We start from the raw sequence: 14,187 nt of genomic DNA, 5'->3' as shown, positions 1-14,187 counted from the left end.
TCAATAACCTCAGGCCACTCCATAGTGCTGATTGCATTTATATATTCCTGAGATACTTCTTTATTGGGAATATAGACAGTTTTATCCGGCCAATGATAGCTCAAATAGCCAAGGTGGACCAGAAGGGTCAATACATCATCTTTTCCCTGAAAAGTCGCCATATCATTCGAAAAAGTTCCCGTGTTAATCTGTACCTTATCGCCTCCAAGCATTTTTATGACAGAATCTTTTAGGCCATCATAATTCAATCTAATATAAGTTTTAAGTGCTTCATAGGTTTCTGTCTGATTCCAGTAATTATCAAACACCCCACTGAGCATTGCATCCACTACAGATTTCGGGCTATACATGGAATAAATCTTTTTCTGATTCTCTTCTACTGTTATCAGTTCGTAGCCATCATACCAGGCCTTTGTTTCCTCAAAGCTTCTCTTGTACCGGGCACACAACATTTTTACTTCATCTTCTGTAAAACCAAAGAATTCAGCCATCTCACGGGGATTTGTCATAGAATACTCTGTGAACATATTCAAAGCGGAATGAGAACCATATTTTTTTATGGGCAAAATTCCTGTCATATATGCCAGCGCAACATAATCCTGATCCTTCAGCCACACTCTCAAAAAATCAAGATACTTCTTCTGTGCCTCTCTATCCTTCTTGTATTCCCGGAAAAGACAATCCCACTCATCGATCAAAATCACAAAAGGGCATTTTGTTTTTGCAAAAATATCCTTCATCACCTGTATCAAATCTTCAGAATCCCGAAAGTGCAGATTTCCATAAGCATCTAACAAATCAAACAGTAAATACCGCTTCAATCGTCCCAGCATCTCATCTACACTGTTGGTAACGCTCAGGAATTCCTGCATATTGATTTTGATAACATCATATTGGTTTAAATGGTCTCTATATGTGATTGCTCTGCTGATCCGCAAACCGCCAAACAAATCATCGCTATTTTCTTCTTTCTCATAATATGAAGCAAGCATATTAGCCGCCATAGACTTTCCAAATCGTCTTGGGCGGCTGACACATACATATCTCTGCTCTGTACAGATCAATTCATTTGTTCTGGCTATCAATTCACTCTTATCCACATAAATCTTGGACCTCAGACTATTGCGAAAAGAAGCACTTCCAGGATTCAGATAACTTCCCATATTACACACACTCCTGATAAAAAGTTCCACAGTATCAATTGCTTTTGCTTGAAATAATGATACCATGGAACTACAAAAAAATCTATAAAATATGTGCTTTTAAACCATTAGCGTATACGTCTCGTTTTTATATCTTTTTAATCAATTCCATACTCTTCCAAAAGTTTCTGGCGAAAAGCAGGATCGTCAAGGGCACGCTTTCCTCAACTTCTTTTTCTATCTTCATTCCAGTCATCTCCTCCATTACACGGACAGCCTTCCTGTCTACATTTTCAAATGACGCATTCGCATTTACTTTTCAATCAAATTATCAACAGAAATATTATCCTCAACATTCAAATCAATCCCCAAACCTAGATTTGAATATCTGTTTTGTCTTTCAAAACAGATTTTACCCTCTGACTCCTCTATTTTTTCTGTTTTCCAATTGTCAACCAGGAAGTATATTTCATTATTTTCGTCCATCAGGTTCGAATAAGTAATTTCCAAGCATGATTCCACTTCCATATGCAATGTAACAGCCTCATTAACATTATTGTATCTTAATACCTCATCTATAAGTTTATTAACTTTAACTACATTATCCAAACTTCTTTTTGTTTCTATAACACCTAAAGAATTTCCACTTATATGTGAAACAATATAATAGTTTTCTACCGGAATTTTTGCCTCAAAAAAATCAAGATTTTTATCACAAAAATCACATTTTATATAGGTAATAATTTTCGAGCAATAATTATTTATTCGTCCCTCTATATTTGAAATCTCAATAACCTCATTAGTAACAGTGTCTGACTTATTATAATATTCCAAATTTTCTTTTACTTGAATATTTGGCAAAAAGCTATTTTTAGTTAATTCTGTTTGCAATTTACATGTCTCATATGCTCTCCAAGCAACCAAAAGACTCAATATACTTATTATAATTGGAATGTAGATATGCCATTTTACTTTTTTCATAATTCTTTTTTATTACATTTTTCTGATTTATCGTCTGATTCTGTATCATCTCAATTAAATGCCGGGTAATAAGCGGATGCATGCTTGCCTCAATTTCATCCACTACCAGTACAGCTCCAAAATCTATTGCGTCCATCCAAAGATCAATTCTGGAAAAAAACGCTGGGTACCACAGACTCCTGTCCAAGCAGTAAGGTAAATTGAATTACCATATAAGCCCTCCTTATATGGTAATTATTATATTGTCTCTTTATCTTATGATTTACATTTGGTGATTTTTGTTGGTGATATTGTAATGTATATTTTCTGCTCTCGCCCCTCCGGTTGCTCTGACTTTTTTAAAAATGAGCTAATATTTTTTACGTACTTCACTAATAAGTGTCTGATTTTTCTCTTTTACCAACTGTAGTTTCTCACCTAATTGATTTTGCATTTTGCGATCAAGCCGTTTTCCCATATAGCTCACATATGTATTTTTAAAATCAATCCACGCATCATTAAAATCATTATATTCTTTTTTAAAAACTTTTAAGTCAAACTCATTTGTATCATAATATCGGACAATATCCAATATCACACTCTCAAAAATGCCAATACTATTTCCTGCTACACTTGAATCACGCATTGCAGCAATATTTGTTTGAACGAAAGTATCGTTTAATTCTTGCAATTTATTCCAAAACTGTTTTAATATATCATCTCGTATGTCTTGTCTTTTATTATATCTTTCAATTTTTTTACTTAAAATTTTTTGAAATGCAAAAACAATAATCCCATTACAAATTATTGGAACTAGCAAAACTATCCAATCTTTAGTACTCATTATCATTCCCCTCTTATAAGGTTATTCTATCCCTTCAAGTTTCAGCACCTTAAAACTCTTATCTCCTAACTATTTCCATTATGCCACAGAACCATCCGAAACACCAGTAAAACCACCACCACATTCCGCATAGTTTTGATGCAGCCATAATTTACAAGTAACGTAGCAATATTTTGTGCTTCCTATGCAAAAACGGAGACATATGCCTCCGCTTTTTAGTATATTTCCTTTGCCTGTGTTGTTTTCTCCACTCTCTTTATATTTTCCTATTATTTCTCCGATTCTAATCTGGCAAGTTTTTCACGCAATTCTGCAAGCTGCCTTTCTGCCGCATCTGCGCGTTCTTTCTCTACATCCGCCCTTTCTTTCTCCGCATCCGCCCTTTCTTTCTCCGCATCCGCCCTTTCTTTCTCTCTTTGTGTATTCTTTCGTTCAGCCTGTATGTCCATCTTCTCCGCATTTTCAAATAAGATTCCCATACCCTGCCCTCCAATCTCGCCCATCAGTTCCCGGGCTTCTTCATTCGGCACATTCATCTTTTTTAGCAGTGCCCACAGTACTTTTATAATGACTTCCTTTATCTCATCCGATGCCTGGGCGTATGCAGTGTCCACAAATTCTCTTGCTTCTTCTGTAAACCTTTTCCAGTCCTCCGGATTTTGTATCTTATTGATCAGCATTACAAGAGCCATCTCGTCTCCTTTTTTGCTGAGTTCCTCATTCGTATATTGCTGCACACTGACTACGTGGTATTGAAAATCGGGTATGTATTCGCTCATTTCTTCCGCGAACTCTATCCGGTCTTTCAAATGCAGGCCTGCCGTCCACTTTTCTTTCCCTTCATAATAGACAAAGGGAATGATCAACGGATATCTGAATGCTTTTCTGCGATTTGCATCTTTCTTTTTCTTATTCTGCTCCATCCGATAGTCGTACCAGATAACACTCATGTAACGAAAAAGCTGCATCGCAACGTCGTAATCTACTGCACTTTTATGCTCAATCAAGGAGATCACATAAATTTCCCTGTCTGGTGTCCCATCTGCCTGGTGCAGGCATACCTTTTTGATGGTGTCTGATTCAAATTCGATTCCAAGAAACGCATGGTACCGTTCTGTTACGTCTTCGATATCTTCCGGTCGCACTCCAGCCAGCATCTGAATTCCTGTATAATTACTTAAAAACTGACTCGTCAGGCGATTATTCTTGAAAATCTCATGTCCATTCACATCTCTGATATGCGATGTAACATCATAATCTATGTGCTTTTCTCTTTTGCCCTGTGACTGTAATTCTTTCTTCATCGTACCTCCATACGGAAAACAAAATCACAGACAAAAGATATTTACAAGTTAAATTTAGCATATTTAATGCGTATCAGCAAGACCAAAAAACGAACAATTTTCCATACTTTTCTATTATATAATTTATCTTGTATACACTTTTCCACCGGACCACGACCAGACGGAAGCCCCATTCCTTACGCTCCTCAACAACAACTTTTTGTAAGTGCCTCAAAACATGGCGTAGTGCAATCCAGTAATATTTTAAATTATAACTCGTCTTATACCCATCACCGCCGCCCAGCACACGCCGGACGGCGGCATCCACGGCATCCAGCCGTTATCCGGCCACATACCCATTTTCTTTAATTACATTCACAACCATATCCTCATACTTCTGGCAGATTCCTTCAGGCTGCCTTTCGCCTTTACAATTCTTGTCTTGTTCTCCCCATCCCGAACGGCTAGACCGACTGAGTCATAGCCGCGGTATTCCAGTTTTGATAAACAATCCAAAAGGATGGGTGCAGCCTGGGAAGCTGACTCAGTTTCTCCGTATCTTTTGAATACTTTATAAACTGCATCACTTCCCGGAAATTTGAAGTAAAATGTTCCAATACTTCTGTGTCCTCCATGTACTCTTTTGTGATGATATCCTTTCTTCCCATGGACTTCACCATCTTCTATGATTGGTTTTTCAGAAGAGCTTATGTAAGTTTGAAACTCTTATGATGTATATAGGATAGCATACTATTTCCTTTTCTGGAAAAAAAATATATTGGAAAAGTATGAAATCCAACAGCTAGCCCTAAGTATGTGATTTTCATAAGTGCCTCAAAACATTGTAACTCCAATGTGAACTTCCAGAAATTTTCCGCCTAAAACTCGCACCACAGCCTCAGCTGTAGTGCATTCCTTGTCTATTCCTTTATTTCTCTCTCAGTTTCTTCCACATTCAGGAAGTTCATTATCTCCTCATAAGACCGTCCACTCTTAACAATTGCTGACAGGATTTCATCCTTTCTTATCGCATCCCGTTTGTCCAGTCCCTTCAGGGGGGCTCCCTTCAGGGGGTCTGCACCCACCGTGGCTGCTTTATGGCTATTTTAAACATATATAATCTTGATGCTCTTTCGCATATAGATTAATCTGCACTTCTTCTGCACAATCATTTATCATATTGTCCCCTTTCATTTCTTTACAAGCAAACATAAAGTCAGGAGCTGCTACGACCACATTATCTGCTTTTTCGAGCCATTGCAAAATCATTCTAAGGAATGAACTTTCTTCTCTCCACAAGCTATCCTGCAATCCAATTATTCCTGAGTACATGATGTGGATTCTCTTAATTACCAATAATTCCTTCTGACGGTTCTCTCTAAAAATGCAAATGATAGTTCTCATAGGAACGATAATTTCCATTCCAATCGCATTAAGTCCTGGCATCCTATACCAGTAATTTAAATGCGCCCGATTAAGCAAACCGGCAATAAAATTTTTATCCGAACTAAAAGATGCTCTTATTTTCCCACCCCAACCAACATAGAAAGAACTTCTCTGCGGTCTGGCACACACCATAGTGCATTGATTAAACCTGCTCATAAATGGAATTTTTAATTGCTGCATTTCTTCCACCACAGCAACAGCTTCTTTATATTTCATATTTGCCACATAAAGCTTTAAAATGGTATCGTATATTTGTATTTTTGCATACTGAGGTGCTTTTGTAAGCATATACCGATTCCATGCAATACGCTCTTCATAACCAGAATAATCCGCAATATTAATTTTAATAGCCTCCTCAAGTTCTTTCGCCAGTGTCATATCTCCTTTGATCTGATCATAATAAAATGTATAAAGCTCCATAGCTTTAAACTTATCATTCCAATCCAAAAGTTCTTCCCGCACACGATCTGCATAAAACTGCGGCTGTTCATATGAAATATCAGGCGGATCTGCCATAAGCTGATCATACAAATGATTATATTCTTTTCTTTTTTTATTTCGAATCAAAAAACCCTTCATGATTCTAAATGAACCATCATAATCCTTATGTTCCTCAAACATTTTAGAAAATTTCTTATATGCAGCCTCCATATTACCATATAATTCATCAACAAATCCCATATTTTCAGCATCTTGAAAATACTCCTGGGGATATTGCTTTCTTAAATCCTCATAAGACTGAACATTTTTTCCAGTTATCGCGACATCAAGTATCATTTGAAATATACGTCTATCTTCAATTGGATAATCTTTTTGCGCATGTATTATAAGTGCATTGCAAAGGCGCACATATTCAGCTGGATTAATATGGTGAAACAGTTCAATTCTGCCATATACACAACGATATTCAATATAGCTTCTATCTTTGGGATTCAGCTTTTTTAACAAATCGTTTCCCACAATATGGTGATATTCAGCATCCGTTTCCGCTTTTAACATCCAAATATAATCTTTATCCGGCAAATATTTTTCATATTTATTGTAAAAATCATAAAACGTAATATATTCCTTCAACCAGTATAAAGTCTGAAGATAGGCAAAACCACTTTTCTCAACAAAACTGTGAACAACCTCTTCATCTGAAAAATTCATGATATACTGAAAATGAATCTTCGCCTTAAACAAACACTCCACATCAATCTGATATTTTTTTGGATTTTTCTCATAGCGAAGCTCAGTTCTCGCCAATTCGAAATAATTATTTGCCAATTCCTCATGTATAACCATTAAATCATCCAGTTCACTTGCACGCAATAGATATTCTATGGCCTCTTTATGTTCATGAAAAAGCTGTCCTGATGCAAGCCCAAGCCAGTAATAAGCTACGCTCTCAGATTCCCTGTCCTCATAATCTTTAAGGTTTAAAAGATTATATGTATCTGGATTAATATATTTTTTCTTTAAGCCAAGATATGCTTCACGATATCTTTTATTTTCTTCATCACTTCTTGGCGATTTTGTATAAACCGGAATCTGACCACTAATATGATTAGCATCCGGCAAAAATTGTTTGTAAACTTTTATAATATCCAGCAGTAATTCTGATAGAATTCCGTTCCTGCCATTATTTTCAAGAACTTCTATTCCTTTATCAAATTCCCGTAAATTGCAATACAGTTGCCCCTGCATAAAAGAAATTTTATTTCTATTTGCATATATTTCCTTATCTTCATATACACTATCCAGCAATTTGACCGCTTCAGCATCTTTACGCAGTACTCCGTAATACCATAAAAGCCCGCACACAATATTTATTTTAAAAGCAACTGACTTTGACGCAAAATCCTGCTTCTCGTACTCAGCATAATAAAGATTATACAATTTGGTTGCCTGTTCGCTATTTATCAACTGCTTTCCCTTCTCAATAATTTTCTTTTCAAACAGTTGCATATCAAATTTCTTATTGACTGGCAGTACCTTTACAGATGCACTATTTACATCTATATCTCTTAATTTAAAAATATCCTGAAGGCAATCCCTTATTCCTTCTATGTGTCCCTTTTTTGACGCATCATAAAATACAGTCTCAATTCCATATTGGGTTTTAATTCGCTCTATTTTTTCTGTATTTTTATCTGCTTCACTTTTATCAAACAAAATAAAATGCTGCGCCTGGTAGTGATGTAAAATCTTATCAAATAATTTCTGAATATATTTATCCTCAAATGAAAACCCCATAAATAAAAATGTAAAGTGGGTTCTCATATGCTCAAATTCAAACTTAAAGCTATCGGTATTATAAAGTTTCTGATAGGAATCACGTGACAACACAATGCTTTCAGGTCTGCTTATCTCACCATGTAATGGAATTACTACATGATCATAAGCAGAATAAGCAAACTGATTAATCTGCATATTTTCCAGATCTTCAAGGCAAAAAGTTTTTGCCTCAGCAAAGTCATTTATATACTGATCATAGTTTGTGGTCATGTAACGAATCTTTGAAAATAAAGCCAAATCCAGATAATTATTGTCAACTGAATTTGAATTTTCTTTCGCCTCGGTCATGCTCTTTGCAATGTATTCCCGAAGCATTTGATCAGATACGCCAGCTTTCAGGATAACATCTGTAGCATCTAAATATTCATTACGATCCAGACATTTACAGATACATTCTTTTTTCTCATCTGATATGGAAAAATAATCAGCTGATTTTTCTATTAATTCCCGCCAGCTCGGTAACCCCATTGGAATGGATAGTCCACTGCCAACAACAGGAATTAAAGTAACTCTGGAGTAGCACTCCTGAAGAATCTGTATATTATCCATAGCGGTTCCCCCATTTTTTTGCCCATATACCTTTTTCAGCTTCGTTTAATCCAACAATTTTTCTTCTCTATACGACCCTTCCAGATAATCCGGATTCTGGAAATACAGATTCTGGTTAAAAATTGATATTTCAGCACTTATAATTCTCATACTCTTTACATTTAATTTTTTGTTGGCATCGGAACAAATTCCAGCTTTAATTGCATCCCTAATCCCTGTGCAAGTTTTTTCACCATACTCAGGCTGGGATTTCTTGTTCCATTCTCGATCCGGCTTATATCTGCCAGCAGCAAATCCCCATGATAATCTTTTAGCGCCTCACTATACTGCTGTCTTTTAATCTGGGCAATTGCTCCGGAAGCATTCTTATTCCATTTAAGTTCAATTATGGCTGCTGGTTTGTCCAGATGAAGCTTCCAGCAGCTTTCTGGAATTTTCTACAGAATCAATAACCTCAGGCCACTCCATAGTGCTGATTGCATTTATATATTCCTGAGATACTTCTTTATTGGGAATATAGACAGTTTTATCCGGCCAATGATAGCTCAAATAGCCAAGGTGGACCAGAAGGGTCAATACATCATATTACACACACTCCTGATAAAAAGTTCCACAGTATCAATTGCTTTTGCTTGAAATAATGATACCATGGAACTGCAAAAAGATCTATAAAATATGTGCTTTTAAACCATTAGCGTATACGTCTCGGTTTTATATCTTTTTAATCAATTCCATACTCTTCCAAAAGTTTCTGGCGAAAAGCAGGATCGTCAAGGGCACGCTTCAGGTCGTCGATACGATTGTCTTTTAGCAGAGATTTGGTAAGTCGCTGCTCATGCTCTGCACCAATCTGGATTCCCTCAGACCTTCCAGCAGCACGTCCTCTTTCTTCAATCCCTTGAATTGCTTTACAAACATTCACCTTTTCTTCCTCAACTTCTTTTTCTATCTTCATTCCAGTCATCTCCTCCATTACACGAACAGCCTTCCTGTCCATAGTTTCAAATGCAGTATTCTCCTCCACAAGCTGGCTCAGCTTCTCTGTATCTTTTGAATACTTAATAAACTGCATTACCTCACGAAAATTAGAAGTAAAATGCTCCAACTCCTCTTCACTCATCTCCCCTGGTGCAATCAGATTAATCCGATAGTCAGGAACCAATGACAATATGCTTTCGTCCTGTACAATTAACATCTCATGCAGCGACCTGGGTGCATCCCAACTATCAGCCCCGAAATACACTACTACTGTTATAATTGGAAGCAGCCTGTCTTCTCTGTAAAAGCCTGAAAGAAACTCTGCGGAATCTGGTTTCTTCTCTTTAGGATCTTTCTCCTTCCGCGCTTTTTTATGAGAAGCCTCTGCTTTCTGTACCTGCGCTGCATATTCCAGCGAATCGTAAACCATATTTTTCACTGGCATTGCATAATGAACATTGGATTGGTTCTCCACTCCCAGGAGCAGATACACCGCATTTTCATCTTCCATAGCACACAGGATCTTAAACACATCTCTGTATTTCTGATATGGCACATCCGCCCCGTCAGCTCCATATGGAATAATTACATTCGCCGTATCCAGTTCCTTCAAATTCTTAGGGTCAATGACCTTTTCTCCTTTGTAAATCATATGGTTGAACACATCCGCAAATACTTCTGTGTCCTCCATGTACTCTTTCGTGATGATATCCTTTCTTCCCATGGACTTCACCACCTTCTATGATTTGTTTTTCAGAAGAGCTTATGTAGGTTCGAAACTCTTATGATGTATATAGGATAGCATACTGTTTCCTTTTCTGGAAGGAAAATATATTGGAAAAGTATGAAATTTATTTAATAAGTTTTTTAGAAAACTTTTAGGAATTTCACTCTGCATTTATGGGGACAGACCCCAATGCCTGTAACGCTCTTTGCCAGATTTCTCGGCTTATCCACCATGTTGGAAATAGTTTTCTCGTAAAGCTCGAACTGGGTGAGAACGCCGATCACCAGAGTTCCATCTTCAATCAGGCTGATAGTGCCATGCTTCAGCTCCCCGGCAGCATAAGCCTCAGAATGGATGTAACTGATCTCCTTCATTTTCAGGCTGCCCTCAAGGCTGATGGCATATACTCTTTTCGGAATATTACAGAAAACCATAGTTTCGAATCCTAATATATTATTTTAGTTTTTTTCATGATATCCGTTATTTCATCTGTGGTAAAACCAATTCTTGACAATGTATAACAATATGTTAATCCCATAAGCACAAACGCCGTTTTTGCAATATCTTCATCGAAATTATCATTTTCTCCTCTATGAGTAATTGCATTTCGAGCCTTACAAAATGCAACTATCTTTTCATAATCAATTTCATATGAAATTTTAGATGTAAGAGGATGCATTTCCGTATGTTTCAGCCAAGAATTCCAAAGACGTTCACTTAACGGTAACCCCCAGTGAGAAATACTTGTATATATAGACCCATACATTTTTTCATCCATTCTAAATTTACTATTCTTATGTTCTTTAATTGTTTTTTTGACTTGTTTTATCAGTTCATCCATATTAGAATCTGTTGACGGATTAATTTCGGAACTCAAATAATTATCCTCTGGATTACACTCCAGAGGATAATTGAAATATCAATATACTTTACACGATTTTTAAGGTATGGACAGTCTTCGAGATTCATCCCAAAAGTCGATTCAAGAATACAAATTTATCTTTAAATTATAAACAAAGTCCTCTACAACGGCTGAATCTCCCACTCACTCCAGTTCATTCAATGCATTTATGGGGACAGACCCCTTTTGTTCAAAGCTGAGAATGACAGAAGCAACCAATCCCGAACACAAACATTATTTTTCACCAAGCTTTGTGCTTTTCCAAACGACTCCATCCTCAACATCCAAAATACCTTGATTGCTTGCTTTACTTTCAATTACAATTTTGTTATCAAAAAGGATCTGATTAACCAAATTCCAAAAATGCAGTCCCGCGCCAGTATCCTCCGTCCAGATATACCTCATATCACAGCTCCTCTTCCAAGGTTATTCTATTCCCTTTAAGTTTCAGCTCTTTAAAACTCTTATCTGACACATTAAGCCCATCGCAATTTCTCAAAAAAAGCATATACTGATTGGAAAACTCAAAATTAATAAATCTTCTCACGTCATCATCTATCAGAATATCTGCATTATCAATTACAATAAATTTATCCCTGCATAATTTTAGCGATTCCAGGAAATCGTCCGATTTATAATTGAACAATTTAATCGCCTTATATTCATCAGTTAGTCTTACATCTTCCAGCATTTCATAGAGAACTGTTTTACCTGTTCCACTATCTCCGCCAACCAGAGTTATTCTGTCATCAAACAATAAATCATATGAAAAAGGATCTGCTCTAAATGTAATATTCTTATAAACCATTCGCTTCTCTCCTTTTATACTCCTTCTCCCACCAGGCATTATATCCTTTGCTTCCAATCACTATGTCTGAATCATTGAATCTGATTTCCGCAGCATCTGGAATATCAGCAAGTGTAGGTCTTGACATATAAATCTTTATATTGTCCATGGCAAAAATAATTTTCAAAACGTTTGGTCCACATTCTTCTACACACACAACTTTTTCAGGATGTTTGACAATATTAAGCAATGTTTTACAACCAGATGACAGATTTCGAATCGTACCTAATCCGTATTGGGTTTCGATATGCTTATCTGATGTCAATATTGCCCCATCTATTTGCTTAATCATTTTTTTATCTTTTTCAGACATTTCCTCATTGCCAGTATGCAAATTAAAGAATAAATCATTTTGAATAATCCAGTCTTTGGAATCCTTTTTTTCTGTATATATATCTATCATGTAATATCACTCCTAACTATTCCATTATGCCACAAAACCACCCGAAACACCAGTAAAACCACCACCACATTCCACATAAATATTACCAGTTGTTACTGTTCACTCCGCGACCAGTAACACGCTTTGCGATGCACAGAAAGACGAACCTTCTTGTGACAAGCACAAGAAGTAGCGTTTGCTGCGCAAACTTAATTCTCGGGTTTTCTGTGAACTCTGTTCACAAAAAACACCTCGCGGAACGTTACCAGTGAACAGTAACTAAGTATGTGATTTTCATAAGTGCCTCAAAACATTGTAACTCCAAGATCAATTGTTATATTATTTTATAACTTATCTTATATATACCACCGCCGCCCGGCACACGCCGGGCGGCAGCATCCACGGCATCCAGCCCTTATCCGGCCACATACCCATTTTCTTTAATTACATTCACAACCATATCCACATACTTCTGGCAGATTTCTTCGCTCTCCGCTTCCACCATAACACGCACAACCGGCTCTGTTCCGGACTCGCGTACCAGGATTCTTCCGGTATCGCCCAGTTCCTCTGTAACCTTCTTCACCGCAGCCTGCACATCTGCATCATCCTGCGCTGCTTTCTTGTCGGTCACTCTCACATTGGTGAGCACCTGAGGATAAACGGTAAAACCTTCTGCCAGCTCACTGAGCTTTTTCTTTCTCGCCATCATAACTTCCATAATCTTCAGACTGGTAAGGATTCCGTCCCCAGTGCTGGCGTATTTGCTGAAAATAATATGTCCGCTCTGCTCACCGCCGATGCGGCAGCCGTTTTTCATCATGTACTCATATACATATTTGTCTCCAACGGCTGTTTTCGCGTAGTCGATTCCAAGCTCATCAAAGGCCTTGTACAAACCGAAGTTGGACATGACGGTGGTGACAACTGTATTGGTCAGCAGCTTGCCGCGCTCCTTCATGTATTTTCCGTAAATGTACAGAATGTGGTCACCGGTGATCACGTTGCCCTTCTCGTCTACGCAGAGACAGCGGTCTGCATCGCCGTCATAGGCAAAACCAACGTCCATTCCATTCTCCACCACGTATTTCTGCAGTCCCCCGATATGGGTAGAACCGGCATTGTTGTTGATGTTGGTGCCATCCGGCTGGGCGTTGATCACGTAGGTTTTGGCGCCAAGAGCGTCAAAAACAGCCTTGGCAATGTTCCAGGAGCTTCCGTTGGCACAGTCCAGCGCCACCTTCACGCCGCGGAAGGAATAGACACCCAGAGAGATCAGATACCCTATGTAACGGTTTCTTCCGGAAACATAGTCTACTGTACAGCCGATTTTTTCCTTCTTTGCAAAAGGAATCTCCTCCCATTTCTGCCCGAAGACTTCCAGATTGCCATCCAGATAGGCTTCCACAAGGGAAATGGTCTCCTCGTCCATCTTCTCCCCGTTTCCGTTGATCAGCTTGATTCCATTGTCGAAATATGGATTATGGCTTGCGGAAATCATAATACCGCAGTCAAATTCATCCACTCTTGCCACATAAGCCACAGAAGGTGTGGTCGTGACATGGAGAAGATATGCATCTGCACCGGAAGCCACCAGTCCGCCAACCAGTGTATACTCGAACATATAGCTGGAACGGCGGGTATCCTTTCCTATTATGATACGTGCCGGAGTGTCATCACCGTTCTGACGTTTCAGTTCTCCGTAATACCAGCCGAGAAAACGGCCTACTTTATATGCATGATCTGCTGTCAGGTTTTCATTTGCCTCTCCGCGGAAGCCATCTGTACCAAAATATTTTCCCATTTTTATAACCTCATCCTGTTGTTTTCCCCCCGAAAAACATCTGC

General features: G+C 37.9%; 13 protein-coding genes and 2 pseudogenes. All 15 read right to left on the bottom strand.

Translation table 11 applies throughout. The features are described from left to right. A partial coding sequence (locus I2D69_RS04675; RefSeq protein WP_195379470.1) for an AAA family ATPase occupies positions 1-1,163 on the bottom strand: 1,163 nt, incomplete at its 3' end. Between the two features lie 291 nt (positions 1,164-1,454). Further along, entirely contained in the window at positions 1,455-2,123 is a 669-nt protein-coding gene (locus I2D69_RS04670; protein WP_195379469.1) for a hypothetical protein, read from the bottom strand. Between the two features lie 349 nt (positions 2,124-2,472). Then, positions 2,473-2,946, bottom strand: a complete 474-nt coding sequence (locus tag I2D69_RS04665) for a hypothetical protein (protein WP_173718957.1) — start codon at positions 2,944-2,946, stop codon at positions 2,473-2,475. 269 nt (positions 2,947-3,215) lie between these two features. Further along, positions 3,216-4,250 (bottom strand): Rpn family recombination-promoting nuclease/putative transposase, encoded by a 1,035-nt coding sequence (locus I2D69_RS04660; protein ID WP_173718958.1) that lies wholly within the window; start codon positions 4,248-4,250, stop codon positions 3,216-3,218. 443 nt (positions 4,251-4,693) lie between these two features. Beyond that, on the bottom strand, positions 4,694-4,897 hold the full coding sequence (locus I2D69_RS04655) for a hypothetical protein (RefSeq protein WP_173718959.1): 204 nt from the start codon (positions 4,895-4,897) through the stop codon (positions 4,694-4,696). A 252-nt stretch (positions 4,898-5,149) separates the two neighbouring features. Next, complete coding sequence (locus I2D69_RS04650) at positions 5,150-5,314, bottom strand: hypothetical protein (RefSeq protein ID WP_173718954.1); 165 nt, start codon at positions 5,312-5,314, stop codon at positions 5,150-5,152. 16 nt (positions 5,315-5,330) lie between these two features. Further along, positions 5,331-8,504 (bottom strand): SIR2 family protein, encoded by a 3,174-nt coding sequence (locus I2D69_RS04645; RefSeq protein WP_195379468.1) that lies wholly within the window; start codon positions 8,502-8,504, stop codon positions 5,331-5,333. A 161-nt stretch (positions 8,505-8,665) separates the two neighbouring features. Further along, positions 8,666-8,788 (bottom strand): annotated as a pseudogene (locus tag I2D69_RS04640) (helix-turn-helix transcriptional regulator); the annotation flags it as partial. 437 nt (positions 8,789-9,225) lie between these two features. Continuing rightward, a complete protein-coding gene (locus I2D69_RS04635; protein ID WP_195379467.1) occupies positions 9,226-10,206 on the bottom strand; it encodes an Rpn family recombination-promoting nuclease/putative transposase in 981 nt (326 codons plus the stop codon). A 227-nt stretch (positions 10,207-10,433) separates the two neighbouring features. Continuing rightward, a pseudogene (locus I2D69_RS20780) lies at positions 10,434-10,613 on the bottom strand (SIS domain-containing protein); the annotation flags it as partial. A 41-nt stretch (positions 10,614-10,654) separates the two neighbouring features. Continuing rightward, positions 10,655-11,050: a hypothetical protein gene (locus tag I2D69_RS04625; RefSeq protein ID WP_195379466.1), complete on the bottom strand. Its 396-nt coding sequence runs from the start codon at positions 11,048-11,050 to the stop codon at positions 10,655-10,657. Positions 11,051-11,344: 294 nt separating this feature from the next. Next, positions 11,345-11,515: a hypothetical protein gene (locus tag I2D69_RS04620; RefSeq protein ID WP_195379495.1), complete on the bottom strand. Its 171-nt coding sequence runs from the start codon at positions 11,513-11,515 to the stop codon at positions 11,345-11,347. 1 nt (position 11,516) lies between these two features. Further along, positions 11,517-11,918 carry an ATPase gene (locus tag I2D69_RS04615; protein WP_195379465.1) on the bottom strand — a complete coding sequence of 134 codons (402 nt, stop codon included), beginning with the start codon at positions 11,916-11,918 and terminating at the stop codon, positions 11,517-11,519. After that, positions 11,908-12,360: a DUF4869 domain-containing protein gene (locus I2D69_RS04610; protein WP_173718963.1), complete on the bottom strand. Its 453-nt coding sequence runs from the start codon at positions 12,358-12,360 to the stop codon at positions 11,908-11,910. The genes I2D69_RS04615 and I2D69_RS04610 overlap by 11 nt, the downstream gene beginning before the upstream one ends. A gap of 394 nt (positions 12,361-12,754) precedes the next feature. Further along, positions 12,755-14,143 (bottom strand): phosphoglucosamine mutase, encoded by a 1,389-nt coding sequence (glmM, locus tag I2D69_RS04605; RefSeq protein ID WP_187566194.1) that lies wholly within the window; start codon positions 14,141-14,143, stop codon positions 12,755-12,757. Positions 14,144-14,187: the final 44 nt, after the last annotated feature.

It is taken from the genome of Ruminococcus sp. D54t1_190329_F1, from assembly GCF_015551645.1.
GTDB lineage: Bacteria > Bacillota > Clostridia > Lachnospirales > Lachnospiraceae > Blautia_A > Blautia_A faecis.
The sequence above is the reverse complement of the archived record's forward strand: the minus strand, read 5'-3'. Positions and strand labels throughout refer to the sequence as shown.

What these genes read in the sequence shown, in the direction of transcription:
- I2D69_RS04660 (WP_173718958.1), bottom strand. Translation starts at nt 4,250, where the DNA reads ATGAAGAAAGAATTACAGTCACAGGGCAAAAGAGAAAAGCACATAGAT.
- I2D69_RS04645 (WP_195379468.1), bottom strand. Translation starts at nt 8,504, where the DNA reads ATGGATAATATACAGATTCTTCAGGAGTGCTACTCCAGAGTTACTTTA.
- I2D69_RS04665 (WP_173718957.1), bottom strand. Translation starts at nt 2,946, where the DNA reads ATGAGTACTAAAGATTGGATAGTTTTGCTAGTTCCAATAATTTGTAAT.
- glmM (WP_187566194.1), bottom strand. Translation starts at nt 14,143, where the DNA reads ATGGGAAAATATTTTGGTACAGATGGCTTCCGCGGAGAGGCAAATGAA.
- I2D69_RS04620 (WP_195379495.1), bottom strand. Translation starts at nt 11,515, where the DNA reads ATGAGGTATATCTGGACGGAGGATACTGGCGCGGGACTGCATTTTTGG.
- I2D69_RS04670 (WP_195379469.1), bottom strand. Translation starts at nt 2,123, where the DNA reads ATGAAAAAAGTAAAATGGCATATCTACATTCCAATTATAATAAGTATA.
- I2D69_RS04610 (WP_173718963.1), bottom strand. Translation starts at nt 12,360, where the DNA reads ATGATAGATATATATACAGAAAAAAAGGATTCCAAAGACTGGATTATT.
- I2D69_RS04655 (WP_173718959.1), bottom strand. Translation starts at nt 4,897, where the DNA reads ATGGGAAGAAAGGATATCATCACAAAAGAGTACATGGAGGACACAGAA.
- I2D69_RS04635 (WP_195379467.1), bottom strand. Translation starts at nt 10,206, where the DNA reads ATGGGAAGAAAGGATATCATCACGAAAGAGTACATGGAGGACACAGAA.
- I2D69_RS04615 (WP_195379465.1), bottom strand. Translation starts at nt 11,918, where the DNA reads ATGGTTTATAAGAATATTACATTTAGAGCAGATCCTTTTTCATATGAT.
- I2D69_RS04625 (WP_195379466.1), bottom strand. Translation starts at nt 11,050, where the DNA reads ATGGATGAACTGATAAAACAAGTCAAAAAAACAATTAAAGAACATAAG.